Raw genomic sequence first — 25,986 nt, 5'->3', positions numbered from 1 at the left:
GCCACTGTGGCACGCAGGTACAAATATAGTAATAAATGTGTTTTGGGCACTGTTTTTTAGCCCGGATGGCAACGAAAATCCCGGAGGTATAAAATGTAGTTTTTCAAGGGGCAAAAAGCGACTAACAGAAGCTTTATTGCCCCTTAGAAAAACAAGTTTTATAACGAGGAATTGCAGTGTACAGCCGGATTAGCTTCATGTACTCATGCAATTGTTGTAGTTAATATCTATAAATAAAGGCATTGATGTTCATTCCTGCACCTACAGAGGCAAAGAGAAGGATGTCCCCTTTTTGAATGGATTGATTTTCTATTTGACCGCGAATTAACAAATCAAAAAGAGTCGGTACGGTTGCAACGCTGCTGTTTCCTAATTCATGAATGCTCATGGGCATGATGTCCTTAGGTACAGTTTTGTCAAATAATTTATAGAAGCGGTGAATAATAGCTTCGTCCATTTTTTCGTTGGCTTGGTGAATCAAGATTTTTTTCACGTCGTCAATGCCTATTCCACTGGCATCAAGACAGTTTTTCATAGCCAAGGGAACATTGTTTAACGCAAATTCATAGATTTTTCGACCGTACATTTTGATGTAGCGGGTATCTGGATCTAAATCAAGATTGTATGATTTGCCAAAAAACAAATAGTGTGACTCGTCAATGGAGTAGGTGGCACTTTCATAGGCTAACATACCAGTTTCATCATCCGAAGCTTCGATAATGGCAGCACCAGCTCCGTCTGAATAGATCATAGAATCTCTGTCATGAACGTCAACAACTCTGGAAAGTGTTTCGGAACCGACTACTAAACATCTTTTTGCCATTCCAGATTTGATGAATGCATTAGCCTGTAAAACGCCTTCAATCCAGCCTGGGCATCCAAAAAGGATGTCGTAAGCAACACATTTTGGATTCTTTATTTGGAGTTTGTTTTTTACACGTGTGGCTAAGCTAGGTAGCATATCCGATTGGTTTGTGCCATATTTCACATCACCAAAATTGTGTGCAAAAATGATATAATCAATGGTTTCTGGATCGATTGATGCGTTTGCTATTGCTTTTTCGCAAGCAAAAAAGGCTAAGTCTGATGAATTGAGATGATCTTCGGCATAGCGTCTGTGTTCTATTCCAGTAATGCCTTTAAATTTTTTAATAACAACTTGGTTAGGATAGCCAAAAGGAGTTCCATCTTCATTCAAAAATACATGTTCGCCAAAGTCAGTATTGCTTACTTTTTTCTCAGGAATATAGCTTCCTATTCCAGCTATTTTTATTTTCATTGTGTTAATTTTCCAAATTTGAGGCTAATTTAATCAATATTAATTTAGAACACTCACAAAATTTACTATGCGTGCATATAATTATGAAATAATAGATAATTGGCAAAAAAAATGATAATTCAATTGCAAATCAAGAAAATTGTTGAGATAATTATTTTGTAATTCTAGCAATTCGTAAAGCTCTTTTTTGAGTACTAATATTGGTCTTGTATCAAAGAGTGATTGGCAAAAAAAATACCCCGATATATTGAGGTATTTTTATTATTTGTATATTATTAGAAAATTAACTTTCCATGTAAGCTTCAATTGGAGCGCAAGAACATACTAGGTTTCTATCACCGTAAGCTTCATCGGCACGACGTACTGTTGGCCAAAATTTATTATCGGCAATGTATTCTAATGAGAATGCAGCTTGCTCACGTGTATACGGATAAATCCAAGTATCAGAAGTTACCATTGTCAATGTGTGTGGTGCGTTTTTCAATACATTGTTTGGATTCTCCAATGTTGCTGCTTCAATTTCTTTACGAATTGAAATCATAGCATCACAAAAACGATCAAGTTCCTCTAAGTTTTCACTTTCAGTAGGTTCAATCATTAGAGTTCCAGCAACTGGGAATGAAACGGTTGGAGCATGGAAGCCATAATCCATCAAACGTTTTGCAATATCAGTTACTTCAATTCCTTTTTCTTTAAACGGACGACACTCTAAAATCATTTCGTGTGCAGCGCGACCCATTTCTCCAGAATAAAGGGTATCAAAATGACCGTTTAGCTTTTCTTTGATGTAGTTTGCATTTAAAATAGCGTACTCAGTAGATTTTTTCAAACCTTCAGCACCTAGCATGCAAATGTATCCGTACGAAATCAAGCAAACCAACGCAGAACCCCAAGGAGCAGCAGATATTGCTGTAATTGCATTTTCGCCACCTGTAGGTATTACTGGATTTGTAGGTAAAAATGGAACCAATTGTGGTGCAACGCAAATTGGACCTACACCTGGACCACCACCACCGTGAGGGATAGCAAACGTTTTGTGTAAATTTAGGTGACACACATCTGCGCCAATTGTTGCAGGATTTGTCAATCCTACTTGTGCATTCATATTGGCACCATCCATATATACTTGTCCACCATTATCGTGAATCAATTGGGTAATTTCTTTAATAGCACTTTCAAAAACACCATGCGTTGAAGGATAGGTTACCATCAAGCAAGACAGATTATCTCTGTGAAGAATGGCTTTTTCACGTAAATCATCAATATCGATATTTCCGTTTTCAAGAGTTTTAGTAACCACTACTTTCATTCCAGCCATTGCAGCAGATGCAGGGTTTGTACCGTGAGCTGATGATGGAATCAAAGCAATATTACGGTGGTGATCACCGCGAGATTGGTGGTAGGCACGAATAACCATTAAACCGGCGTATTCTCCTTGAGCACCAGAATTAGGTTGCAATGTAGTTCCTGCAAATCCAGTTACTACGTTAAGTTGTTGCTCTAATTTAGCTAACATTTCTTGGTATCCTTGCGCCTGATCTAATGGTGCAAACGGGTGAATGTTGTTCCATTGTGCCATACTTAAAGGCAACATTTCAGAGGCTGCATTCAATTTCATGGTGCAAGATCCTAGTGAAATCATCGAATGGTTTAATGCTAAATCTTTTCGCTCTAACATTTTAATGTAACGCATCAAAGCCGTTTCAGAATGGTGTTTATTGAAAACATCATGTGTTAAAAACGTAGATGTTCTTTCTAAATGAGACGGAATTTGATTTTCGGTTGCTAATTCTGAAATTATTGTAGTTGGTTTTCCAGTAGCTTCAGCAAATATAGAAACGATGGTATTCAAATCAGCAATGCTAGTTGTTTCGTTTAAAGAAATTGAAACAGTAGTTTCGTCAGCATAAAAGAAATTTACTTCTTTTGATTCTGCTATTTCTCTAATTTTTTGAGCGTTAGTTTTGATAACGATAGTGTCAAAAAACGAAGTGTTGGTTTGGTACAAGCCCAATTTTTCTATTTCGTTTGCCAATGTTACTGCCGAAGCATGAACTTTATCAGCTATGTATTGCAATCCTTTTGGACCATGATAAACAGCGTACATTCCGGCCATTACAGACAATAATACTTGAGCAGTACAAATATTTGATGTTGCCTTGTCACGTTTTATATGTTGTTCTCTCGTCTGCAAAGCCATACGCAATGCACGATTTCCATCTGTATCTACAGTTACTCCGATAATACGACCTGGCATAGAGCGTTTGTATTCTTCTTTGGTAGCAAAATAAGCGGCATGAGGACCACCATAGCCTAATGGAATTCCAAATCGTTGTGTAGTTCCTAGCACAACATCGGCTCCCATTTCTCCTGGAGGAGTCAGTTTTACCAAACTCAATATATCAGCAGCAACTGCAACTTTAATTTCATTTAGTTTTGCCTTAGCAATAAAACCAGCATAATCATTTACTTGACCAAATTTCCCTGGATATTGTAAAATTGCACCATAAAATTCTTTTGAGAAATCAAAATCTTCATGGTTTCCTATTACAAGCTCAACGCCAATAGGAGTAGAACGAGTTTGCAATACCGATAGGGTTTGTGGTAAAATTTCTTCAGAAACGAAGAATTTATTAACATTGTTTTTCTTTTGGTCACGAGAGCGAACATCGAATAAAAGGGCCATAGCCTCGGCTGCAGCTGTACTTTCATCAAGTAAAGATGCGTTTGCAATTTCCATTCCCGTAAGTTCAATTACTGTAGTTTGGAAATTTAAAATAGCTTCTAAACGACCTTGAGCAATCTCTGCTTGATAAGGTGTGTATGCCGTATACCAACCTGGATTTTCAAAAATATTTCTTTGAATTACAGCAGGAATAATAGCAGCGTTGTATCCTAATCCTATATATGATTTGAATACTTTATTTTTGTTTCCTAAGTTAAAAATGTGGTTTGCAAACTCGTACTCTGTCATGGCAGGTTCTAAGTCCAAATCAGCTTTTAATCGGATGTCACTCGGAATGGTTTCGTCAATCAATTGATCTAGTGAGTCGGCACCAATTGTTTTTAACATGTGCGTTAAATCATTCTCTCTAGGTCCAATGTGTCTTAAAGCAAAAGCGTCTGTTTTCATTGTATGTCTAATGGGTTGTGTGTTTCTTAATTTAAGGCTGTAAAATTAAATATTAATATGCTATAAATAACCTTTTTTAAGTTGATTTTCTATGAATTTTTCAACTAAAAGCCTTTCTTATTAACACATTGATTAATTTTGTCTAATGCGATATTTTAAAAATATTTTTGAATTTTACATCAATAGCAGTATTCACGTGGCATTATCTTGTTTTGCGCTGGTTCATCTTACGTACAGGATGTTCCACATTTCTTATAACAATAGCGTCGCTTTCTTTACTTTTTTCGGAACCATAGTGGGCTATAATTTTGTAAAATACGATGCTCTGGTTAGAACGCAAAAATTGAAAATGACACTGCAATTGAAAGGCGTCGCATTCATCAGTTTTCTATCATTGATAGCCACGGGTTATTATTTTTTTCATTTAGAAAAAGGCACACAATTTATTGGTCTTTTTTTTCTAATCATCGTTTTGCTCTATACGTTACCCTTTTTTCCGAATAAAAAAAATGCACGAAACTGGGCTGGAATTAAAATCTATATTGTGGCTTTATGTTGGGTAGGAGTGACGCTTTTTTTACCTATCGTTAACAATAATACGGAATGCACAAGTTTGGTTTTTTTAGTCGCAATCCAACGATATATTCTGATTTTCGTTTTGATTTTAATTTTTGAAATAGTTGATTTAAAATGGGATGACCCACATTTAAAAACCGTTCCGCAACAAATAGGAGTAATGCGCACTAAGAGAGTAGGATTTGTATTGATGTTTTTATTTGTACTGTTAGAATTTTTATCAAATGATTTTACAATCGAATTTTTAGCTTTAAAAACAGGATTAGCAATCACTACCATCTTATTTTTAGTATATGCAAATGAGAATCGTTCCCGCTATTACGCTTCTTTTTGGGTAGAAAGTATTCCTATATTTTGGTGGTTATTTTTGATGATTTTCAGCTAGTTCTTTGATGAAAGAATTCCTTTCAGAAATGAATTTGGTTAAATGTTTCTTGAGGAGAAAATGGTCAAAGATTTTCCCGAAAATACCATACGGTGTTTCATATTGAATGTTATCTTCCATGATAACAAATCCTTTTTTTTGAATAAAAGTATGCTGGTGTTTGAAATATTTAAACTTGCCTTCAAGCATTTCATCTACAAAGTACGTTGGGATTTCCATTGCTGATATTAAGCTTTTGTGTGTTAAGTAAATACCAAAATGTTTGCCACGCCAGGTAACGGTTTCGTTTAAATTTATCAAACCCGAAGTTATTCCATCAATAGCGGTTTCATTTGATTTTGCAGTGGATTGTTGATGAACATCTATGTTTCTGGATAAATCAAAAATGAGTTCAATTGGGGCGTTTATTCTAGTTGTTAGTTGTATGGTTGTCATTTCTTGGTTAAGTTTTTAAATGTTTTTTCTAAAATTGCATATTCAAATGTAAAACCATTTTCCTGTAATCTTCTCGGAATTACATTCCGGCTTTTCAATACCAATTCTGTTTCTGTTCTAATGAAAAAGGATCCAATTTCCAGTAAAAGTTTACTTGTTGAAAGTCCAAATGGTATTCCAATTGTTTTTCTAAGAGTTGTCATGAAGTCAGAATTGGTGCTAGGTTTTGGAGAAACAATATTTACAACTCCTGTCAGCTCTTTTTCTATTACAAATTCAATTGCTCGTGCAAAATCTTTTTCGTGAATCCAACTTATAAATTGATTTCCTTTTCCTTGTTTTCCGCCAAGTCCAAATTTAGTTAGCATTTTTATCGGAACAAAAGCGCCGCCATTTTTTCCTAAAACTATTGAAGTTCGTAAAGTAGTTTTTAATGTTTTTGGAGTTTCAGTTTCAAAGAAGGCTATCTCCCAAGATTTAGCAATATTCATGGAAAAATCATCTCCAATTTCACCAGTAACTTCATCCATTTGTTTATCCAATGAAAATCTATAAATTGTAGATGTTGATGAATTCAGCCAGTGTTTGGGTGGATTTTTACAATTTAAAACCGCTTCATTTAATATTTTGGTACTGTCAATTCTAGAATCGTAAATCTCTTTTTTGTTGGCGGCGGTATATCTGCAATCGACAGATTTTCCCGCAAGATTTATTAAAACGGAAGCGTTTTCTAGTTCATTCTCCCAACCAGAAAGCGTTTTGGCATCCCAATTCACATATTTTACCGAATCAGTACTTTTAGATTTTCCTCGAGTTAGAATAACAATTTCATCAAATTTATCTTTAAAATGTGTTACTAAAACTTGACCTAAAAATCCTGTTCCTGCTGCAATGATTAGCTTTTTCATTAGTTTTAATTTAAGATGATCGTCAAGGCAATGATTCGATAAATCACCCAAGTTATAGATAAGTAGAAAGACAATTCCAATAGTTTAATTCTTCGTGAATGTTCTAGTAACATTACTAAAATGGTTATTCCAAACCAGCCTAAAGTGACGAATTCTGAGATGTTAACAACTAAATTCAAAATCAATATCGGAAGTAATAATAAAGAACCCATTAACGACACCGTCATTAAGTTTCCGATGTAATTCAAGATTATTTTCTTGTCCAATTTTATTAAAAATAAACTCTGAAAAACCATTTGACTTAATGCAAGAATCAGTTCTCTTGCAATAGTTGGTTTTGGCAAAATGGGTATGGAATCTGAAAATTTATACAAAACAATTGTTGTTATTGTCGTTGCAAAGAAAATGTACAAAATTCGATACTGATAATTAAAATCAGGAATACATTGCAACTTGATTTCTTTTTTAATCTTACTCGGAATGATTACTTTTCGATTATAAGAAATGAAGGAATATAATTTTTTCAGAAAAAACTTTATTGGTTTTAGATTTCCGATTTTCTCCATCCACGGAAATGAAAATCCAATTACTTTTAGCAAACTGTCAATTCCATAAATGACGGTTTTGTTTTCGTTATCAACTAATGCGATTTCGTTTGAGGCGCGTTGGACATCAATAAAGTTTTGTTCTTCATCAGATAATTGACAGTATGGTTTCTTGCCATTTTCGTCCAACATTCCAGCTTTTATAAATCCAGAAGTATAAACGCGACAAAGCGGACAATCTTCGTCATATAACAAGGTTTGGTTAGTTAAAGTTTTCATCGAATATTTTTTTTACCTTCAATCGTTATTTTTGAACCAATGGCAAGAAATTCAGAGGTAGGTTTTAGGTCTTTTAAAAATTTATAATCCTTGCCGTAAATACTCTCAAAATCAACATCAATTTTTGAATTGATTACTTGCAGTTGTTTCCACCTTGGGTGAGAAACAGCATATTCAATTGACTTATCTTTGTTATAGTTGGTGTACCCAAAATAATGTTCGGTAATAAACTCGGCTTCTGAATTTTTTTCAATAGGAATTGGATTTTTTTCTGTTGTCATCGAAATGGAATTCCACTTTGCATCCTTGAAACATTCGTATTGAAAAGATTTTGATGTTCCGTTTTCAGTTCTTGAATGTCGCATTTTCAAGGTTTGGTAATGCTCGTTGTATAAGGTGTTGGCAACAATGGTTATTGCGTGCTTTGGAACAATTTCTTTAATGAAAACAACACCGCGTTTCCAAATTCCATTTTCGAATCTTTTTACATAAAAGCGTAAATTGACTTCCTCAAAATTGACATGAAACGGAACTTTAATTCCCAAAACTTTCACGTTTTCAAACATAAATCCAATTAAACTAATGTAGCATTTGCCGTTCCATAAATCGAGTTCAGTTCCTTTTGGAACATAACTTTCTAAAATTTTCGGATTGATTTCGTAGTTGAACATCGCTAAATCATTCCATTCTGCGGTTAAGAAGCTCATAATTTTAAATTTTTGTGGATAATAAGTGAAAGGTAAAAAGCTAATGCAACTGGTAATGCAAAAAGTAAAAATATCAGTTTATCTGAATAATGATAATTTACGTTGATAAACCACAAGCCAAAAAATAATAAAACGATACCCAAATAAATTTGTAAGTGCTTGTTTCTAGGTTCTTGTACTAACAAATACAGAGAAATTAGTACTTGAATAAAACCAGTAACCATAGTTGATAATAGTGCAATTATTAACAAGTTTTCATTTAAAACTGCAAAGACACCTATTATGAAAGGCAATGCAATTGCGAAAGTATTTATCTTTTTTATCGTGTTCATATTGGTTTTATTTTTAAACTTTCAGAAAAAAATGAAAGTTTTGATTAAATTTTTTTACTCTATTTCATTATTTTTACAACCAATTTTGCCAACCAATTGTCTTTGTATTCCGTCATTTTGTCCAAAACATTATCTGCTTTTAGAACAAAATCATACAATTTAGTTGTTTGATCTACAAAATGTTTTTCTTCGGGAGTATTGTCTGATGTTATGGAAGAAACTTCTTTTAAAACCTTCAAAGCAGGTTTGATTTCGCGTTTGCTTCTTTCTCTTGAAATTTTCACAGCCAATTCGTCTAAGTCTTTTTCAGCTGTAAAAAATTCGCGGCGTTCGCCAGCTTTGTATTCTTTGTAAACAATTCCCCAATCCATCAGGGCACGTAAATTCATAGATGCATTGCCGCGCGAAATTTGCAACTCTTCCATGATGTCTTCCATCGAAACGGCTTCGTGTGAAACCATCAAAAGCGCATGAATTTGAGCCATGGTTTTGTTAATACCCCATTGACTGCCTAATGCTCCCCAAGTTTGAATGAATTTATTTTTTGCGTCTTTGAATTCCATAGTGTAAAGATAAATAATGTTTTTGAACTTTCAATAAAAAATGAAAGTTTATTTTATTTTTGGGCGTTCCCTTTCAGGTCGGGCTTTCCGTTGCAAGTCCTCGCTGCGTCGTTCCTCCTTGCTGTGGGCTTTTCACTGCAATCCCTAACGCAAATCCCATTGAAAAAGTCGAGATATTGCTACCTCGACTTCCTTTTATAACTTACTATGTGTTTTAACATTGAACTATAGCAACCCAGCACGTTTCAATAACGCATCTGCCTTTGGTTCTTGACCTCTGAATTTTTTATACAATTCCATTGGTAATTCGGTTCCACCTTTAGAAAGGACGTTGTCTTTGAATTTCGTGGCCACTTCTTTATTGAAAATTCCTTTTTCTTGAAAATAAGCAAACGCATCAGCATCTAGAACTTCGGCCCATTTGTAACTATAATATCCAGAAGAATAACCACCTTGAAAAATGTGTGAGAACGATGTGCTCATGCAATTTTCTGCTACATCAGGATATAAACTTGTGCCTGCCATTGCTTGTTTTTCAAAAGCTTTTACATCTTCAATCGCTTGCGATTTGCCGTGATAAGTCATGTCTAAAAGTCCAAAACTAATCTGTCTTAAAGTTGCCATTCCTTCTAAGAAACTCGCGCTTTCTTTGATTTTTTCTACGTATTCTTGAGGGATAACTTCACCCGTTTCATAATGTTTTGCAAACAAAGCCAATGCTTCCGGTTCGTAGCACCAGTTTTCCATTACTTGACTTGGCAATTCCACAAAATCCCAATAAACTGAAGTTCCAGACAAACTCGGATAAGTCGTATTGGCTAACATGCCGTGTAAGGCGTGACCAAACTCGTGGAATAAGGTCGTTACTTCATTGAAAGTTAATAAAGATGGTTTGGTCTCTGTGGGAGGTGTGAAATTACAAACAATAGAAACATGTGGTCTTTCATTGATTCCATTTTTCATAGCTTGCGATTTATAGGATGTCATCCAAGCACCATTTCGTTTTCCTTTTCTTGGAAAAAAATCAGCATAGAAAACAGCAACCAATTGGTTTTCAAAATCCAAAACTTCAAAAGTTTGAACATCTTCGTGGTATTTGTCAATATCAAAACCTTCTTTAAAAGTAATTCCGAACAGTTTTTCAGCAATAGTGAAAGCGCCATTTAAAACATTTTCTAATTTGAAATAAGGTTTTAAAATCTCATCATCAAAGTTGAATAATTTTTGTTTTAATTTTTCTGAATAATATGCTCCGTCCCATTTTTCTAATTGATCAATTCCGTCAAGTTCTTTTGCGAAAGCGTTTAATTGAGCAAATTCTTTTTGAGCAGCTGGTTTCGCTTTTTCTAATAAATCATTCAAAAAAGAAAGTACTTTTTCAGGATTTTGAGCCATTCTTTCTTCCAAAACAAAATCAGAATGCGATTTGTAACCCAGTAAATTAGCACGTTTATGACGTAGTTCAACAATACGTTTTACGTTTTCTTTATTGTCGAATTCGTTGTCTTGAAATGATTTTTTTCCGGCAGCAATAGCAATTTCTTTTCGTAATTCGCGATTGTCAACATACGTTACAAAAGGCAAGTAACTCGGGAAATCAAGAGTGAAAACCCAACCTTCCAATTCTTTTGATTTAGCCAAACTTGCGGCCATTTCTTTGGCACCATCAGGTAAGCCTTTTAAATCAACCTCGTTAGTAATATGCAATTGATAATTATTGGTTTCGGCCAAAACATTTTCGCCATACGTCAATTTAATTTTGGCCAGTTCGGTATCAATTTCGCGTAATTTTAATTTGTCTTCTTCGTTCAATAAGGCTCCATTTCTAGAAAATCCTTTGAATTTTTTGTCTAATAAAGTAGCTTGTTCCGTAGTTAATATCAACGAATCTTTTTGATCATAAACGGCTTTAACTCTTTTGAACAAATCTTCGTTTAAGGCAATATCATTACTAAATTCAGTCAACAACGGAGAAACCTCTTGAGCGATTTTTTGCATTTCGTCGTTAGTTTCAGCTGAATTCAAATTGAAGAAAATCGAAGATAATCTATCCAATTGTTCACCAGCAAAATCTAAAGCAACAATCGTGTTTTCAAAGGTTGGAACATCAGAATTAGTAGTGATGGCATCAATTTCAGCTTTTGCGGCAGTGATATTTTCAATAAAAGCAGGTTTGTAATCTTCTAGTTTTATTGCCGAAAATGGGGCTGTATTGTGTTTGGTATTGAATGTTGAGGTAAGTGTTTTCATTTTTGTATCAAAGAGTTTCACAAAGTTTTTGCACAAAGCTTCACAGAGGATTTTGTGTGACTCTGTGTTGAACTTCGTGTAACTTTGTGCAATAATTATTTTTTCAATTCAGATGCCGCTTTGTCAACAGCTTGTTTTAATGCTTCTTTATAGAAAATGATTTTGTCAAGAATAGCACTGTCATGACTTCCAATGATTTGTGCAGCAAGAATTCCGGCATTTTTAGCTCCGTTAAGCGCAACTGTTGCTACGGGAACACCACCTGGCATTTGAAGTATTGACAATACTGAATCCCAGCCATCGATTGAATTACTGGATTTTACTGGAACACCAATTACAGGAAGCGGTGACATGGACGCTACCATTCCAGGTAAATGAGCAGCACCACCAGCGCCAGCAATTATTACTGAAATGCCACGCTTATGAGCGTTTTTACTAAAATCAAATAGTTTATCAGGCGTTCGGTGTGCCGAAACAATATCTACTTCGGTTTCGATGTCAAATCCTTTTAATATGTCGATGGCTTCTTGCATTACTGGCATATCCGAAATGCTTCCCATTATGATGGCTACTTTCATTATTTTGTTTTATTTATTTTGGTTCTGGAATCATATTCCAAATGTCAATATTGAATTCTTCTTGAATGGCTCTTAAATATGAAATTTGTTTTATGTCAGCTTGGATTAATATTTCAAAAAAATCATTTGAAGATTGACCAAATCTTTCAATTTCATCTTTTTTTCTTCTAATATATTTTTTCCTTTCATCAGCTAAAATTAAATCATCAAGTTTTATTAATCTAACTAAATTAGAAGATTGGATATCATTAGAATTGGCTACTCTATAATCTCCGTTGTCGTATATTATTTTAGAATTGAAATTTTCATCTGTTGGATATAAAATAGGTTGGTATTTATCCCATTTTGACGATTTTTCACTATTCCATAGATGTTTTACTAAAAACAAATTTGAATAGGAATCATTGTTAGTTCCTTTTAAATTTGGATTGAAATGTTCAATATCTCTTGCATCAGCTCTTCCAATATATTCTTCTGTATAAGCACAAAATCCTTTTTGTTCTTTAAAAAGAATTTTGGAAATGTTCTGATTGTTTGCAGAATTACCTTCGATATATTTTAAATTTTGAGTGACAATTTCAGAATTATCATCTTTGATTATCCTTCTCATATTTAAAAATTATATGTATCACCTAATTTTACGGTTTCCAATAACAATTCTTTCTTTTTTATAGGGTCTTGTTCTTTGGCTAAATCTTCTTTTAAATTTAGATACTTTTTATAAGCTTCTTCTCCAAATTTGTTATAATAATTAACACCAAAATCATTTTTTAACATATCATTCGGGTCGTCACCAATAGGGGAGGTACCTCTTCTAACGGCAACTTTTCCATCTTCATTAAAATACAAAATAAAACGCTCTTCAGGTTCAAATGATGCTGCTATAAATGGAGAATGAGTGGCAACAATAAATTGGGCATCCGGAGCAAGATTTTGGTAATGATCCATCAACTCCATTTGCATATCAGGATATAAGGAACGTTCCGGTTCATCTATTAAAATGATAGAATCTGTTGTATTTAATTTAAATAAAGGTAAAAAAGATAATAATAATCCTTTTGTTCCAGTACTTGTATTTTGAATTGGAATTATTTCATCAGTTCTTTTATTCTTTATTGGAATAGAAAATTCAGTATTTACTAAATCAACTTCTATGTTTAATTTTTCTAAAAGAGGGTTTAATTTTTTAGCAAAAATTTCTAAAGCGTTAGGATTTTCTTTTTGCCATTTTTGGAATTCAGAACTTAATTTTTTTGTATCTGCAAGTAATCCTTTATGGATTAGTTCAGACATTTTTTGAGTAAAATTTTTTCGATATTGAATAATTTCACCCAAAAGGGTAAGCCATATTTCAGTATCTACTTCATCGTCAAATATTGTAGTTGATTCAATTTTATTCTTAAGAAGGTACTCTAATTTTATTTCATTTTGATCTGAATATTTTTCAAATAAATCAATAGGGTTTTTTGTAAAAATATCAATGTTTTTATCAGAGATTAAGTTAGCTTTAAAATAAAAAGTTTCACTTCTATCTTGATAGGGAATTAACGGAGTAATACTTCCTCCTTTATTTTCAAATTTATAACTTTCACCTTTAAAAATAATTTTGTTATTTCTTAAGTTAAGAACTTCATTACCGATTAAGAGATTAATTTCTCCATTTACATTTTTTAAAGGATTATCTAATCCTGCTAAATATGTGTTATCAATTAGTTCAACATTTATAATATTTGAAGTGTGCTTGTAAATTAATTCTAGTAAACCAGTTTTCCCAGTAGCACTTTGTCCAATAAAGCATATCTTGTCTAAAATTTGACCTCTACGTTCGCCTGTTTGATACGTAAAATCAAAATCTAGATTTTCTAAATGTCTAAACTGGTCAATATGTAAATTTAAAATTTTCATTTATTTGATTTTTACAAAATTAATTAAAAAACAATAGCTTTTGTAAAGTGCCGTAACTGCAACTGAAAACGTATTACTGCTACTTTTTTATTACTACTACAAACTGAGACTGTCACCTACGACTAAATACTAATCACTCTAATACTATTCTTAACCTCTTCTGCAATTCTCCTCGCTTCAACCATATCTTCATTTACAATCGTAACATGACCCATTTTCCGGAAAGGTCTTGTTTCTCTTTTGCCGTAAATGTGAGGTGTAACGCCATCAATTGCCATTATTTTTTCGATGTTTTCATAAACTACTGGACCCGAAAAACCTTCTTCGCCAACCAAATTTACCATAATTCCGGCAACTTTGCTATCCGTATTTCCCAAAGGTAAGTCTAAAATGGCGCGTAAATGATTTTCAAATTGAGAGGTGTAACTTGCTTCAATGGAATAATGCCCGGAATTGTGAGGTCTTGGGGCGACTTCATTGACTAAAATTTCATCGTCTTCGGTTTGAAACATTTCAACTGCTAACAATCCAACGTGATCAAACGCCTCAGAAACTTTTAGTGCTATGTCGATTGCTTTTTGCGCCACATTATCATCAATTCGAGCGGGACAAATTACATATTCAACTTGATTGGCTTCGGGATGAAATTCCATTTCAACCACTGGATATGTTTTTACTTCGCCCGAAGCAGAGCGAACAACAATAACTGCCAACTCATTTTTAAACGGAACCATTTGTTCTGCTATGCATTCAACATCAGGCAGTTTTACTAAGTCTATTGCTGAACGGCACACTTTTACACCGTTTCCATCATAGCCAAATTGAGCACATTTCCATACAAAAGGAAATTCTAATTCGTCTTTCTCTAATGATTTTCTCAAATCATTTAAATCTACAAATCGTTGATGAGGTGAAGTTGGAATGTTATTTTCGACATAAAAATCTTTTTGACGACCTTTATTCTGAATCATTCGCAATGTTTTTGGCGATGGGAATATTGGTAAACCTTCCGATTCTAGCGCATCTAAGGCATCTAGGTTTACATTTTCAATTTCAATAGTTAATAGATTTGCCATTTTTCCAAATTGATAAACGGTGTCATAATCCATTAAACTTCCTTGGTAAAAAGCATTGCAACTGTATCTTGCAGGTGATTCTTCATTTGGTTCTAAAACCAAGGTTTGTATGTCAAACTTTCGAGTATCGGTCAATAGCATTTTGCCTAATTGGCCGCCGCCAAGAATTCCTAATTTAAAATCAGATGAAAAGTAGTTCATTGTGTTGTTGTTTTATTTCTTAACAAATAACTAGTTGCGGTTATTTGTAAGCAGTAGTTGTATGTTCTGCAAAGATACTTGTTAATGGTCAAACCGAAAAATACTAAGCAATTTTCTTCATGATTTCTCTAGCAACGGCTTTGTAAGCAGATGAATATTTAGTGTAATCATCAGTTAGTATTCTGGACAGATTAGCATGGATTTCTGTGTTTTTTTTACCCATTTGGTAAAGTGTTCTTATGGCATAAGCCTTTGTGGCTACTTTTCCGTTAGGATCTATGAGCCAGTCATAGCTACTTTCTATCAAGAGTTTTTCTTGTTTCTCATTAAGGGAAGCATGCAGTGATAGAAACATGCAAATTTTTGATATAGATCTTAAGGCACTGTAGTTTGAATAATAAGGTAAGGTCTCACAAAATTGATCTAAATAACTAAAAAGCAGATGCAAGTCTTTTTCTAAAATCATTTCCAGGATCCAACAAGCTTTGTGATGATTTTTGTCTGATGTTGAAAGAACAATTTCAAAAAAATCTGGCATCAAGTCTGGATTGCTCAAAATGTATTGAGAATTTACTGCTTTACTAGCTACATGAGCCGTGCTTTCTTGTATTTTTTGATACAATTCTGGATTTACCATAAAAGTTTTTTTTTAATTTTAAAGTATGGCTATTCTTCTAACAATTATTCTAAGATGTAAAGTGAGAAATTGCTATCTTTGCCCATTATTTTAAATACAAAAATAATGATACAACTTCACGATAAACAATTTGTTCCATTTATTTCTGCAAAAGAAATTGATTTTGCTATAGCTAAAATGGTATCACAAGTTGAGGCAGATTTTGCTGATGAAACGCCTATTTTTGTAGGAGTGCTTAACGGTGCTTTTATGGTAGTAGCTGACTTTGTAAAACAATATAAAAAATCATGTGAGGTTTCGTTTATAAAAATGGCTTCGTATGAGGGTACTTCTTCAACGAATGAGGTAAAGCAATTGATAGGAATTAATCAAGATTTTACCGGTAGATCTGTTGTTATTATTGAGGATATAGTAGACACAGGAAATACTTTGGTTGAACTAAAAGAATTGTTTAAACAACAAAATGTGAAACATTTTAAAATTGCAACACTTTTTTTTAAACCGGAAGCATACCAGAAAGACATCAAAATTGATTACATCGGAATTCGAATTCCTAATAAATTTATTGTAGGATACGGTTTAGATTATGACGGACTTGGAAGAAACTTACCTGAAGTATATAAATTAAAAGAATAACTACAAAACAACATGATTAATATCGTTTTATTTGGCAAACCAGGAGCTGGAAAAGGAACTCAAGCAGAGTTTTTAAAAGAAAAATACAAGCTAACACACATTTCAACAGGTGATGTTTTTAGATTTAATTTAAAAAATGATACGGAGTTAGGCAAACAAGCCCGTGTTTATATGGATGCTGGAGATCTTGTGCCTGATGAATTAACTACTAAAATGCTAATTGATGAAGTAAATAAACATCCAGATACAAACGGTGTTTTATTTGACGGGTATCCAAGAACACTTTCTCAAGCAGAAGCATTAGATGTTTTTTTAGAATCTATTGGGTCAAAAGTTGCAGCTACAGTAGCGCTAGAGGCTGACGATGAGATTTTAATTCAGCGTTTACTTGAAAGAGGAAAAACAAGCGGTAGAGTTGATGATCAAGACGAAGAAAAAATCAGAAACAGATACCAAGAATACAATGAAAAAACTGCTCCTTTGATGGATTTTTATAAAAATCAAGATAAATTTTTCATCGTAGACGGGATTGGTTCCATTGCTGAAATTACGGAAAGAGTAAGTGCAGTGATTGATAATTTATAATTGATAATTTCAAATACGCAGAACAAGAGATATAAACGAATCCATTAAAAAATTGGAAATACTAATAATATTTTTTCTGATATTACTAAACGGAGTGTTCTCAATGTCAGAAATAGCATTGATTTCAGCTCGAAAAAACCGATTAGAGACAGCAGCAAAAAAAGGCAATAAAAGCGCTAAAATAGCATTGGACCTTGCAAATTCTCCCAATAAATTTTTATCAACGGTACAAATAGGTATCACTCTGATTGGGATTTTAACGGGTATTTACAGTGGTGATAAGATTACTCAAGATGTAGAAATTTTTGTAAGTGGTTTTGAATTTTTAAAACCCTATGCACAGCCAGTTGCAGTAGGTTTAGTTGTGGTAGTATTGACTTTTTTCTCTTTGGTTTTAGGAGAATTATTGCCCAAAAGAATAGGCCTTAATCATCCAGAAGGTATTGCTAAGGCAGTTGCTTTGCCAATGAAAATGGTATCAATTGTGACAGCTCCTTTTATATGGCTTCTTACTACTTCTACAGATTTTTTATTAGATGTTTTGCAAATTAAGCCAACAGCTGATGGAAAAGTAACCGAGGAAGAAATAAAAGCTATTATTAAGGAGGGAACTGAGGGTGGAGAAGTTCAAGAAATTGAACAAGATATTGTGGAGCGTGTTTTTCATATTGGTGACCGAAAAATCAATTCTTTGATGACGCATCGCAAGTCGGTTGTTTTTTTACCACTTCATGCAGATAAAGAAAAGGTTAGAGAGTTTATGCTCAAGGAACTTCATTCTATTTATCCCGTATTTAATGAAAACTACGATGACATAGTAGGTGTGGTTAACTTAAAAAATATTTTTGCTCATTTTGAAAATGAAGAATTCAATTTAGCATCAATCATGACCGAAGCTCCTTTTATGATGGAGCAGACTACTGCTTATGTGGCACTAGAAAATTTCAAGAAATCAGGCATTCATTATGCTTTTGTATCTGATGAATATGGTGTTTTTCAAGGGGTAATTACATTAAATGATATCCTTGAAGCATTGGTAGGTGATGCTTCTGATTTCTATAAAGATGATTTTCAATTGATAGAAAGAGAAGATGGTTCGTGGTTAGTAGATGGACATTACTCGTTGCATGATTTCTTGACCTATTTTGAATTAGACGAATTAATAAATGATTATGAAGTCACTACGCTAAGTGGTTTAATAATGACTGAACTGTCACACATACCCAAACAAGGTGAGAAATTGATTTGGCAAAAATTTGAATTGGAGGTTATCGATATGGATGGTGTGAAGATTGATAAAGTAATGGTGAAAGCCTTAAAAGATTAAAATAGTTTTAAGTCCTAGTTTTTTAATATGAGAACTAATAAACTAGAACTGTAACTGAATACTAAAAAAAATGACTGAGGGAAATTTTGTAGATTACGTTAAAATATATGTTTCATCTGGAAAAGGTGGAAAAGGATCTACGCACTTGCATAGAGAAAAGTTCATACAATATGGTGGGCCAGATGGTGGTGATGGTGGAAGAGGTGGACACGTTTATCTAGTAGGAAATAAAGCATTATGGACGTTGTTTCATCTCAAGTTTGCAAGACATATCAAAGCAGGTAATGGTGGAGATGGAAGTGGAGATAGGAGTACTGGTGCTGATGGAGATGATAAATACATAGAGGTGCCACTTGGTACTGTTGTAAAAGATAAGGAAACAGGAGAAATTTTATTTGAAATTACTGAGGAAGGCGAAAAACAAGTCCTTTCTCGCGGCGGAAAAGGTGGTTTAGGAAACTGGCACTTTAGAAGCTCAACCAATCAAACACCACGATACTCTCAACCAGGTTTACCAGGCGTAGAAATGGATGTTATTTTGGAATTGAAGGTACTTGCTGATGTAGGTTTAGTTGGTTTTCCTAATGCTGGTAAGTCCACTTTATTATCTGTTTTGACTTCGGCTAAGCCAAAAATTGCGGATTATCCTTTTACAACTTTAAAACCTAATTTAGGAATTGTGGCTTACAGAGATTTTCAATCTTTTGTGATTGCTGATATTCCGGGAATTATTGAAGGAGCTGCTGAAGGAAAAGGTTTAGGGCATTATTTTTTAAGACACATTGAGCGTAACTCGACATTGTTATTTTTAGTTCCCGTTGATACACCAGATATCAAAGGGGAATATGATATTCTTGTGAATGAGTTGACCAAGTACAACCCAGAAATGCTAGATAAAGAGCGTTTATTAGTGATTTCTAAATGCGACATGCTTGATGATGAATTAAAGGCTGAATTGAAAACAGAACTGGATGCATCTTTTCAAGATATTCCATACATGTTTATATCTTCTGTGGCGCAACAGGGACTTACAGAATTAAAAGACAAATTGTGGAAAATGTTGAACGACTAATTTTTTACTTTTTAAAATAGTAAATCCGCTTCAAGAAATTGAAGCGGATTTTTTTGTGGCATTATTCATTTATTTTTTAACTTTTATACGAATCCCTTTGGTATGACTACTGAATTCTGGGGCGTACATACTTTGAATAGTTGTAATTCCATTTGAAAATGATCCTGCATTATTGACACGAATGTCATATTCTAATACATAGGTTCCTTTGTTTATGTAGTCAAAAAAGAAATGAGTAGCAGCATCTTTTGTACTGTTGTAAAATCCTAATCCTCCTTTGTATTGGTATTCAGATAGTACATTTACGGGTTCAAAACAAGAGGCTCTTAGGTCTTTTAAATGAACAAATTCCATGTCTTCCTTCGCCGTAATAATTAACCTCACGGTAACTAAATCACCAATTTGTAATGGAAGTGTTGCATTTATTTTTTGTAATACATCACCATTAGCTGTGTTTTTTTTGATAAATAATTCTTTTGCAACCGATAAAATACCTCCAGAATGATTTTTTATTTGATCTAATTCTTCAAAATATTGCCAATAAATTCCGCCAAATCCAGGGACATTTGATTTGTTTTGAATGCTAATAGTTCCCATTTCTTTTTTGATTTCATCAGATTTCCAGTTGAGTTTCACATATCCAGTTTCGGCCTCTTTTGCGTTTTCGGAGAGTTTTTTGGTAAGTATTTTTTCGTCGCCAATTTTGATCACAGTATTGTCTTTTACACTCAACCAATCAGTTCCTTGCATTAGGAGTGCGTAGACAGCCTCGGTAGTTGCTTTTGTGGTAGGCCAATTCTTTACTTGTTTGTTTTTTAGCAACCAAACTTTCATTTCGTCTACTGCTTTTTTGTCGTTTGTCACTTCGGCGAAAGCCTCAATGAGCAAAGCTTGTGTTTCAATAGGTGCTTGATGCCAATACCAGCCTGCTTTGTTAGCAATCCAGTACATGCCCCAATCTTCATTGTTAGAGGCTGTTTCTTTTAAGCTTTCGATTATTTTTTTGGCGGTATCTTTTTCACCAAATCGATTTAATGTTATTGCTGCCAAACCTTTTTCGTACAAGGAATAGGAAAGCCAATCTTTTTTTGCAGTTTCTATATACCATTTTGTGGCTTTCTTTATTGTATCAGAAAGAGGTTGCTGCTCTACGTAAAAACTACGCGTATAGAGGTAATGCAATTCAGAGTACGGATTGTGCCAAATTATTTTTTGTGATGGAGTTGCTGCTGTTATTCTATTCTTATGTTGCTCTAAAAACTTTTGGTCTAAGAATGGAATACCTGTTTTAGCAATTTGTGCTATTTTTTCAGTACTGTTAGTGGTGGTACTTAATTTTGATAAATGTCCTAGACCTGCTAAGATATGTCTTGTAATATATTCGCTTTCATTTCCGCCGTCAAACCAGCCAAAGCCTCCAGAAGGTTTTTGTTTCTGTTTTAATTTGGAAAAAGCAATTTCTTGCGAACTTTTCATTTTCTCCAAATCAAAAAGTAAAGCTAGGTTTTTCTTTTTTTCGGCATCACTTTTTACATCATTGATCCATGGTGTTTCGGCTAGAATTATTGATTTCAATTCTTCGTTCTCCTCCAGTTTGGACTCAATTTTTTTGTTTGCTGTCCAAGTTTTAAAAAGATTTTCAATTTTTTGATTGCTTGAAATGATTTCTGACGCCAACGCATTCGAATAGAAACGTGCAAATGTTTGTTCAGCACATTCGTGTTCGTATTCCATTAAGTATGGCAAGGATTGAATGGCGAGCCAAGTAGGATTTGAGGTGTACTCAAAGGTAAATTGATGGTTTTTTAAAGTAGTAGAGGTGTTGTTTTTTAAATTTTCAAGTGAATACTCTTTTTTAGAATTGTCTCTAACCCAAACTGGAGTGCTCTCTGTGACAAGCATGCTATTCGTTAAAACTGGTACAATGTTTTCTTCACCATCTGAAAAGTCTCCTGCTTTTGCTACTATTTTATATTGTACTCCTTGTAGGCCTTCAGGAATATAGATTTTCCAATTTACAGATGTGTTTCCAAATGCTGCAATAGTGAAGTTTTTGACGGTGTTATTATTTGCCATTTTAACATCAACTGCTTGCATGGTAGTGGCATCAAAAAGTTGTAAAACGGCCATTCCTTTTTTAGTTCCATTGGTGATGTTTGCAATTTTGGCTGTAATCACGATTGAATCTCTTTCTCGAAAAAAACGAGGAAAATTAGGAGTAATCATCAGTTCTTTTTGAGTAACGGTCATTTTTTCTAAATACCCTGAAACAGCGACTTTGTTATGAGCCAACAAACGGAGTTTCCAACTGGTTAAAGCCTCTGGTGCACTAAAACTGAAGCTCAGTTTTCCTTTGTTATCGGTTTTTAGATTTGGGTAAAAGAAAGCAGTTTCAGAAAGATTTTTTCTTGCTTTTACTTGTGTTAAGGCTTCAAGTGCTTTTTTTGTGGTGATGATTATGACACCATTTTTGCCATTTTCTCCGTATAAAGCGATGGCTTTGTCGGCTTTTAAAACTTCGATGTCAATAATGTCATTTGGTGCAATTGCTTTTATTTGCTCCATGGTCATGGGTACTCCGTCAACGATACAAAGTGCGTCAATGGATGCAGATGTACTGTTCGCACCTCTAATAATTATTTTATTTGCTGCTCCTGATACTTGTAAACCTTTTACGGTTTCGGCTAGCTGTTTGTCTATTCCTAGGGTAGCGTAAATGGCGTTGTCTGGTGCTTCTTCAACAACTGCTGCTGTTGCGTTAGTTGACGCTTTACTTTTTTGACCGGCATACCCCTTAACGACGACTTCTTCTAAACGAGAGCTTGACTCTTCAAGCTGTACATCTATTACCTTTGTGGTTACGGTAATTTTTTTTACGTCAAAACCAATATAGGAGAAGGTTAATTCTTCTCCTTGTGCTGCTTCAATCTGGTAATATCCATCAAAATCTGATTGTGTACCTCGATTTGTTCCGTCAATTTGGATTACAACTCCAGGAAGAGGTTCGTTTTTATCAAAAACATAACCTGAAATCATTTTGGCATTCAGTGGTTTTTTACTTTTATTGTTGATTTGCTTGCGGTATTCGTCAATATTTTTTGAAGTAAAGGAGTCATTAAAGTCAAAACCAAACCACATTAAATTCGTGTTTTCAATATCAAAGGTGATGGGATTTAAAAAGGGATTTAAATTTAAAAGTGTAATGTATTCTTTATCAAAACCCAAACAATTTTTGAAGCGCAATGAATTCCAGTAGTAGTCATTTATTTTTAAGTCACTCCATTTTTTCTTTGTAAACTGGTCAAGAGAGCTGTCATACATTGAGGCTAAAATTTCAGCTTCTTGAATGGTATTTGATGATTTTAATTGGAAAGACCAATTTTCATTACTTCCAGGCTGGATTTTATTTCTAAAACTTTCTATGGAGAAATTTAAACTAGGTTCCACCTTTTTTAAGTAAATCTCTAAACGATCTTGGAAAGTGTTATTTTCAAATACAGATTCAAAACCAATACAGATTTCATTTTCGAATTCCTTTTTTAGAGGAATTTTTATAATAGTTTCGTTGTTTTCTAAATGAAACACATCTTCAAAATAGATATAGCCATGGTAGTTTCCGGTTGTGTTGATGTACAAATTAGGTATAGTAGAGGATAGTTTTACCAATACAAATCCATCTTTTTTTGGATCTTCATTAAGTTGTTTTGCCTTAAATAACTTGCTGGAATCAAATTTGTCTTTACTTTGAATGATTTGAAAATTAGAACTTGTTTCTATTGGATTATTAAAGTTGTCCATAGCTGAAAATACTACTCTGTAATTACCAGATTTATAATCAGAAATAAAATCTAAAAGTAATTCCTTATCCTTTTCAGTAATCACTTTTTTAGAAAAAACTAATGTTTCGGTTGGCTTTACTGCATTTTGTTTTTCGTTCAATTCATAAGGAAAAAGTCTTTCAAATTCCTCATCAGGAATAGATACAATTTCTGGTTGACTAAAAATCCTAGGTTTAAATTTAGTGGCAAACGGACTTACATAATACAGTTTAATCTCTCCTTGCGTGGGAATAAATGCGTTGTTGAGATTGGTGCTGTTTAATGTGATTTGATTTTTATCACTAGTTTTTATACTTGGCTGTACCGATGCCGTTAACTTTAAAGTATGATATCCAACAATCACCTCGGTTTGGGTTATATGTGTTTCACCATTAATGTCAGTAACCGTTGCATGGATGAGGTATTTAAAAAGCGGAAGATTATCTTTGCTTATGTTGTTTGAGGGATTGGCTATGAAATTGATTTCGAATTTGCCTGAAGCATCGGTTTTAGTTTCGCCAATTAAAATGGATTTTATTTCATTGTCAAAATTAAAATCGTATCCATTTCTGGCAGACAAAGTAATTAATTTCACTTCGTATTTAACGATAGCATCTGATATTGAACTTCCTGAAAAAGCTTTGGCTTGACCTGTTGCTAAAATATTTTGATTGACTTGATACGTTTTGGTAAACGGTTCAAAAGTCACTTCAAATTTGGGACGTTTGTATTCTTCAACTTGAAATGTAGCAATACTATGGTTGAATTCTACAACATCCCAAAATGGATGTTCATCCTTTATGGTGTCATAAATTACATCTTTTTCATAATCAGCTGGTTCTTCACCCTCTATTCTAAATTCACCGGTTAAACCTGTTTTTGGAATATTAAATTCTCCAGAAAAAGAACCAAATTCATTTGTAGTGACATCAAATTCTTTGAAAGTTTCATAGTTTGCATTTTTTAGTCGAATATGAAAACTAGTTTTGGATACAACTTGAGAGGTGTTATTGTTTTTTTGGAATGCAATCCCTTTGTAGTAAACAGTTTGTCCTGGTCTGTAAATAGCTCGGTCTAAAAAGAATTCTACCTTTGCCTTTGGTGCATCATCTTTAATTTCGTAATCATAGGTGTTGTAAACATATTGTTTTTCTAATGTTAATGTGTCATTCTTTAAGGAGAATTCTAAGATTTCATCATTGTCATTGTCGTTTTCTTTTGGTGCGACAGCAATTCCCTTCTTGTTAGTGGTTAGTGTTTGACGCGGTGATTTAACAGAAACATTTTCAAGAGGTTTCCCTGTCTTTCTGTCTAAAACTTGGTACCACTGCATATTATTTTTATGCGTGGCCAATACAGCAATATTAGTAACGGTTAGAGTTTTAAATGCAAAGGCTTTTTCATTTACATTAAAGGAATCACTTTCTAGATATACTAAATAAGTTCCTGTCTCTAGTTGTGGCAGGAGGATTTCTGTGGTGTATTCAAAATAATCTTTTTTGTTTTCTAAATCATAATCTCTAGTTGCAATTTCTTTTTTAGCTCTAATGGTTTGAACTAAGCTGTCTTTGTTATAAGTCGCTTTTTGTAGAATTTGATTTGTTTTTTGATCTATTTTATAAAATGTAACCTTGAGTTTGTTTATGTTTTTGTATTGTACAAAGGCTCTGGTGTTTTCATTTGTATAAGACTGTTTTTGAAGTTGAACTGTCAGTGTTTTTAACGTTGTTGTGTGACGCAGTTGTACAGCTTGTTTAAAAGCATTTGTTCGTGTGTTGTTTTTTATAATGCTATCCAGTAATGCAAGTGCATTTTTATTGTAATCAGGGAAATTCTTTTTTGAAGTATTTGCAAGAAGGATACTTGCGTTTTCTATTTGAATTTTTTCTTTGCTAATGGTGTCACTGGGTTTCGTTTTAATTTGGTTTAAGAATTTTAAATATAATTCATGAGAAATATTTACGTAAGCCTGAATGAATTTCATGCGGGTGAGTTGCTTCTCACTAGTGCTGTGTTCTTTTTCCAGTTCTTGGTATAACTGAAGTACAAGTTTGATGAGGTCATTTTCTAAAAAATCAAATTTTAATTTTACGAAATTTTCTGAATCCTGAAAAAGTTCCTCCTTCATGGCTTGCAGTTGTTTGTTATTTCTGCTTTGCCAATAATTAAGATTTGTTTTAAGATAGTCTATGTTTTCACCCAATATATAAGCATATAAGGATTCATTTATGTCTTGGTTTTTTGAAAAATCAAATACTGCTTCATATTTTGTTAATGGTATTTTTTTTAAAACAGCTTCGTCTGCTAGTGTTTTTGTTACCGAAGAAGAGATCTCTTTTTCGAAGTCTTTAGCTGTCCAAGTCAGAAAATCATCCTCAAGACTAGTAGTATTAGTTCTATTGTATATCAAATAGGAGTTTTTATTTTTATAAGCTATTAAACACTTCGCATACACTAGGTTCAAAATTGCTTTTGAAGGTATAGTTGCAGTATTTATTTCGGCTTTAAGATTGCGAATGATTTGGCTTTGTGCATCTTCTTCAAGAACTTGCAGGTATTTTGATTTGTAAAAAAAACATTTAATGATTTGAACTTCATTATTCTCTTTTTTTGCTTTTTTGTAAATCGCATCAACAAGTTTACTTGCTGTTTTTATTTTGCCTTTATTTTCTTGGACTAGGATTTGTGACCAATTCTTTTCATACTGCTGCGAGAAGGCGGTTACTGTCATAAAAAATAAAATTAAGATGTATTTTTTC

The 25,986-nt window shown here is 33.5% G+C and carries 20 protein-coding genes; 5 read left to right on the top strand and 15 right to left on the bottom strand.

The window, feature by feature from the left end; genetic code table 11:
• Nucleotides 1-220: 220 nt before the first annotated feature.
• Entirely contained in the window at nucleotides 221-1,279 is a 1,059-nt protein-coding gene (locus IQ05_RS14000; protein ID WP_144893973.1) for a 3-oxoacyl-ACP synthase III family protein, read from the bottom strand.
• A gap of 283 nt (nucleotides 1,280-1,562) precedes the next feature.
• Nucleotides 1,563-4,412: an aminomethyl-transferring glycine dehydrogenase gene (gcvP, locus tag IQ05_RS13995; RefSeq protein ID WP_144893970.1), complete on the bottom strand. Its 2,850-nt coding sequence runs from the start codon at nucleotides 4,410-4,412 to the stop codon at nucleotides 1,563-1,565.
• Between the two features lie 145 nt (nucleotides 4,413-4,557).
• Here gcvP and IQ05_RS13990 point away from each other — a divergent pair, with 145 nt between their 5' ends.
• Complete coding sequence (locus tag IQ05_RS13990) at nucleotides 4,558-5,373, top strand: UbiA prenyltransferase family protein (RefSeq protein ID WP_144893968.1); 816 nt, start codon at nucleotides 4,558-4,560, stop codon at nucleotides 5,371-5,373.
• On the opposite strand, the gene IQ05_RS13985 is transcribed toward IQ05_RS13990, so the two are convergent.
• The 12 genes from IQ05_RS13985 to IQ05_RS13930 form a co-directional block, all read right to left on the bottom strand.
• Complete coding sequence (locus IQ05_RS13985; protein ID WP_144893966.1) at nucleotides 5,350-5,808, bottom strand: SRPBCC family protein; 459 nt, start codon at nucleotides 5,806-5,808, stop codon at nucleotides 5,350-5,352. The two genes, IQ05_RS13990 and IQ05_RS13985, sit on opposite strands and share 24 nt — an antisense overlap.
• Nucleotides 5,805-6,716 carry a TIGR01777 family oxidoreductase gene (locus IQ05_RS13980; protein ID WP_144893964.1) on the bottom strand — a complete coding sequence of 304 codons (912 nt, stop codon included), beginning with the start codon at nucleotides 6,714-6,716 and terminating at the stop codon, nucleotides 5,805-5,807. The genes IQ05_RS13985 and IQ05_RS13980 overlap by 4 nt, the downstream gene beginning before the upstream one ends.
• 5 nt (nucleotides 6,717-6,721) lie before the next feature.
• A complete protein-coding gene (locus IQ05_RS13975) occupies nucleotides 6,722-7,540 on the bottom strand; it encodes a DCC1-like thiol-disulfide oxidoreductase family protein (protein WP_144893962.1) in 819 nt (272 codons plus the stop codon).
• Nucleotides 7,537-8,247 (bottom strand): YqjF family protein, encoded by a 711-nt coding sequence (locus tag IQ05_RS13970; protein WP_144893960.1) that lies wholly within the window; start codon nucleotides 8,245-8,247, stop codon nucleotides 7,537-7,539. The genes IQ05_RS13975 and IQ05_RS13970 overlap by 4 nt, the downstream gene beginning before the upstream one ends.
• Nucleotides 8,244-8,579: a hypothetical protein gene (locus IQ05_RS13965; protein ID WP_144893958.1), complete on the bottom strand. Its 336-nt coding sequence runs from the start codon at nucleotides 8,577-8,579 to the stop codon at nucleotides 8,244-8,246. Before IQ05_RS13965 ends, IQ05_RS13970 begins: the two co-directional genes overlap by 4 nt.
• 59 nt (nucleotides 8,580-8,638) lie before the next feature.
• Nucleotides 8,639-9,142 (bottom strand): GbsR/MarR family transcriptional regulator, encoded by a 504-nt coding sequence (locus IQ05_RS13960; RefSeq protein ID WP_144893956.1) that lies wholly within the window; start codon nucleotides 9,140-9,142, stop codon nucleotides 8,639-8,641.
• Nucleotides 9,143-9,367: 225 nt separating this feature from the next.
• A complete protein-coding gene (locus IQ05_RS13955; protein WP_144893955.1) occupies nucleotides 9,368-11,392 on the bottom strand; it encodes a M3 family metallopeptidase in 2,025 nt (674 codons plus the stop codon).
• A gap of 95 nt (nucleotides 11,393-11,487) precedes the next feature.
• On the bottom strand, nucleotides 11,488-11,973 hold the full coding sequence (gene purE, locus IQ05_RS13950; RefSeq protein WP_167496949.1) for a 5-(carboxyamino)imidazole ribonucleotide mutase: 486 nt from the start codon (nucleotides 11,971-11,973) through the stop codon (nucleotides 11,488-11,490).
• A gap of 10 nt (nucleotides 11,974-11,983) precedes the next feature.
• Entirely contained in the window at nucleotides 11,984-12,580 is a 597-nt protein-coding gene (locus IQ05_RS13945; RefSeq protein ID WP_144893951.1) for an HNH endonuclease domain-containing protein, read from the bottom strand.
• Between the two features lie 2 nt (nucleotides 12,581-12,582).
• Nucleotides 12,583-13,875: an AAA family ATPase gene (locus IQ05_RS13940; protein WP_144893949.1), complete on the bottom strand. Its 1,293-nt coding sequence runs from the start codon at nucleotides 13,873-13,875 to the stop codon at nucleotides 12,583-12,585.
• A 122-nt stretch (nucleotides 13,876-13,997) separates the two neighbouring features.
• Nucleotides 13,998-15,152: a 5-(carboxyamino)imidazole ribonucleotide synthase gene (locus IQ05_RS13935; RefSeq protein WP_144893947.1), complete on the bottom strand. Its 1,155-nt coding sequence runs from the start codon at nucleotides 15,150-15,152 to the stop codon at nucleotides 13,998-14,000.
• A gap of 103 nt (nucleotides 15,153-15,255) precedes the next feature.
• A complete protein-coding gene (locus tag IQ05_RS13930) occupies nucleotides 15,256-15,789 on the bottom strand; it encodes a hypothetical protein (protein ID WP_144893945.1) in 534 nt (177 codons plus the stop codon).
• Between the two features lie 105 nt (nucleotides 15,790-15,894).
• Here IQ05_RS13930 and hpt point away from each other — a divergent pair, with 105 nt between their 5' ends.
• The 4 genes from hpt to obgE all read left to right on the top strand — a co-directional run bounded on the left by hpt (nucleotide 15,895) and on the right by obgE (nucleotide 19,409).
• On the top strand, nucleotides 15,895-16,425 hold the full coding sequence (hpt, locus tag IQ05_RS15555; RefSeq protein WP_144893943.1) for a hypoxanthine phosphoribosyltransferase: 531 nt from the start codon (nucleotides 15,895-15,897) through the stop codon (nucleotides 16,423-16,425).
• A 12-nt stretch (nucleotides 16,426-16,437) separates the two neighbouring features.
• Nucleotides 16,438-17,010 carry an adenylate kinase gene (locus tag IQ05_RS15550; protein WP_144893941.1) on the top strand — a complete coding sequence of 191 codons (573 nt, stop codon included), beginning with the start codon at nucleotides 16,438-16,440 and terminating at the stop codon, nucleotides 17,008-17,010.
• A gap of 52 nt (nucleotides 17,011-17,062) precedes the next feature.
• Complete coding sequence (locus IQ05_RS13915) at nucleotides 17,063-18,337, top strand: hemolysin family protein (RefSeq protein ID WP_144893939.1); 1,275 nt, start codon at nucleotides 17,063-17,065, stop codon at nucleotides 18,335-18,337.
• 70 nt (nucleotides 18,338-18,407) lie between these two features.
• A complete protein-coding gene (gene obgE / locus IQ05_RS13910; RefSeq protein WP_144893937.1) occupies nucleotides 18,408-19,409 on the top strand; it encodes a GTPase ObgE in 1,002 nt (333 codons plus the stop codon).
• Nucleotides 19,410-19,478: 69 nt separating this feature from the next.
• Here the strand turns inward: obgE and IQ05_RS13905 are convergent, their stop codons facing one another.
• Nucleotides 19,479-25,958, bottom strand: a complete 6,480-nt coding sequence (locus tag IQ05_RS13905) for an alpha-2-macroglobulin family protein (protein WP_158634596.1) — start codon at nucleotides 25,956-25,958, stop codon at nucleotides 19,479-19,481.
• Nucleotides 25,959-25,986: the final 28 nt, after the last annotated feature.

The organism is Flavobacterium tiangeerense, assembly GCF_007830355.1.
GTDB lineage: Bacteria > Bacteroidota > Bacteroidia > Flavobacteriales > Flavobacteriaceae > Flavobacterium > Flavobacterium tiangeerense.
This window is presented reverse-complemented; position numbering and strand designations above follow the sequence as displayed.

What these genes read in the sequence shown, in the direction of transcription:
- IQ05_RS13935 (WP_144893947.1), bottom strand. Translation starts at nt 15,152, where the DNA reads ATGAACTACTTTTCATCTGATTTTAAATTAGGAATTCTTGGCGGCGGC.
- IQ05_RS13970 (WP_144893960.1), bottom strand. Translation starts at nt 8,247, where the DNA reads ATGAGCTTCTTAACCGCAGAATGGAATGATTTAGCGATGTTCAACTAC.
- IQ05_RS13945 (WP_144893951.1), bottom strand. Translation starts at nt 12,580, where the DNA reads ATGAGAAGGATAATCAAAGATGATAATTCTGAAATTGTCACTCAAAAT.
- hpt (WP_144893943.1), top strand. Translation starts at nt 15,895, where the DNA reads ATGATACAACTTCACGATAAACAATTTGTTCCATTTATTTCTGCAAAA.
- IQ05_RS15550 (WP_144893941.1), top strand. Translation starts at nt 16,438, where the DNA reads ATGATTAATATCGTTTTATTTGGCAAACCAGGAGCTGGAAAAGGAACT.
- IQ05_RS13905 (WP_158634596.1), bottom strand. Translation starts at nt 25,958, where the DNA reads ATGACAGTAACCGCCTTCTCGCAGCAGTATGAAAAGAATTGGTCACAA.
- IQ05_RS13985 (WP_144893966.1), bottom strand. Translation starts at nt 5,808, where the DNA reads ATGACAACCATACAACTAACAACTAGAATAAACGCCCCAATTGAACTC.
- IQ05_RS13965 (WP_144893958.1), bottom strand. Translation starts at nt 8,579, where the DNA reads ATGAACACGATAAAAAAGATAAATACTTTCGCAATTGCATTGCCTTTC.
- IQ05_RS13980 (WP_144893964.1), bottom strand. Translation starts at nt 6,716, where the DNA reads ATGAAAAAGCTAATCATTGCAGCAGGAACAGGATTTTTAGGTCAAGTT.
- IQ05_RS14000 (WP_144893973.1), bottom strand. Translation starts at nt 1,279, where the DNA reads ATGAAAATAAAAATAGCTGGAATAGGAAGCTATATTCCTGAGAAAAAA.
- IQ05_RS13960 (WP_144893956.1), bottom strand. Translation starts at nt 9,142, where the DNA reads ATGGAATTCAAAGACGCAAAAAATAAATTCATTCAAACTTGGGGAGCA.
- IQ05_RS13975 (WP_144893962.1), bottom strand. Translation starts at nt 7,540, where the DNA reads ATGAAAACTTTAACTAACCAAACCTTGTTATATGACGAAGATTGTCCG.
- IQ05_RS13990 (WP_144893968.1), top strand. Translation starts at nt 4,558, where the DNA reads ATGCGATATTTTAAAAATATTTTTGAATTTTACATCAATAGCAGTATT.
- IQ05_RS13930 (WP_144893945.1), bottom strand. Translation starts at nt 15,789, where the DNA reads ATGGTAAATCCAGAATTGTATCAAAAAATACAAGAAAGCACGGCTCAT.
- gcvP (WP_144893970.1), bottom strand. Translation starts at nt 4,412, where the DNA reads ATGAAAACAGACGCTTTTGCTTTAAGACACATTGGACCTAGAGAGAAT.
- IQ05_RS13955 (WP_144893955.1), bottom strand. Translation starts at nt 11,392, where the DNA reads ATGAAAACACTTACCTCAACATTCAATACCAAACACAATACAGCCCCA.
- IQ05_RS13940 (WP_144893949.1), bottom strand. Translation starts at nt 13,875, where the DNA reads ATGAAAATTTTAAATTTACATATTGACCAGTTTAGACATTTAGAAAAT.
- obgE (WP_144893937.1), top strand. Translation starts at nt 18,408, where the DNA reads ATGACTGAGGGAAATTTTGTAGATTACGTTAAAATATATGTTTCATCT.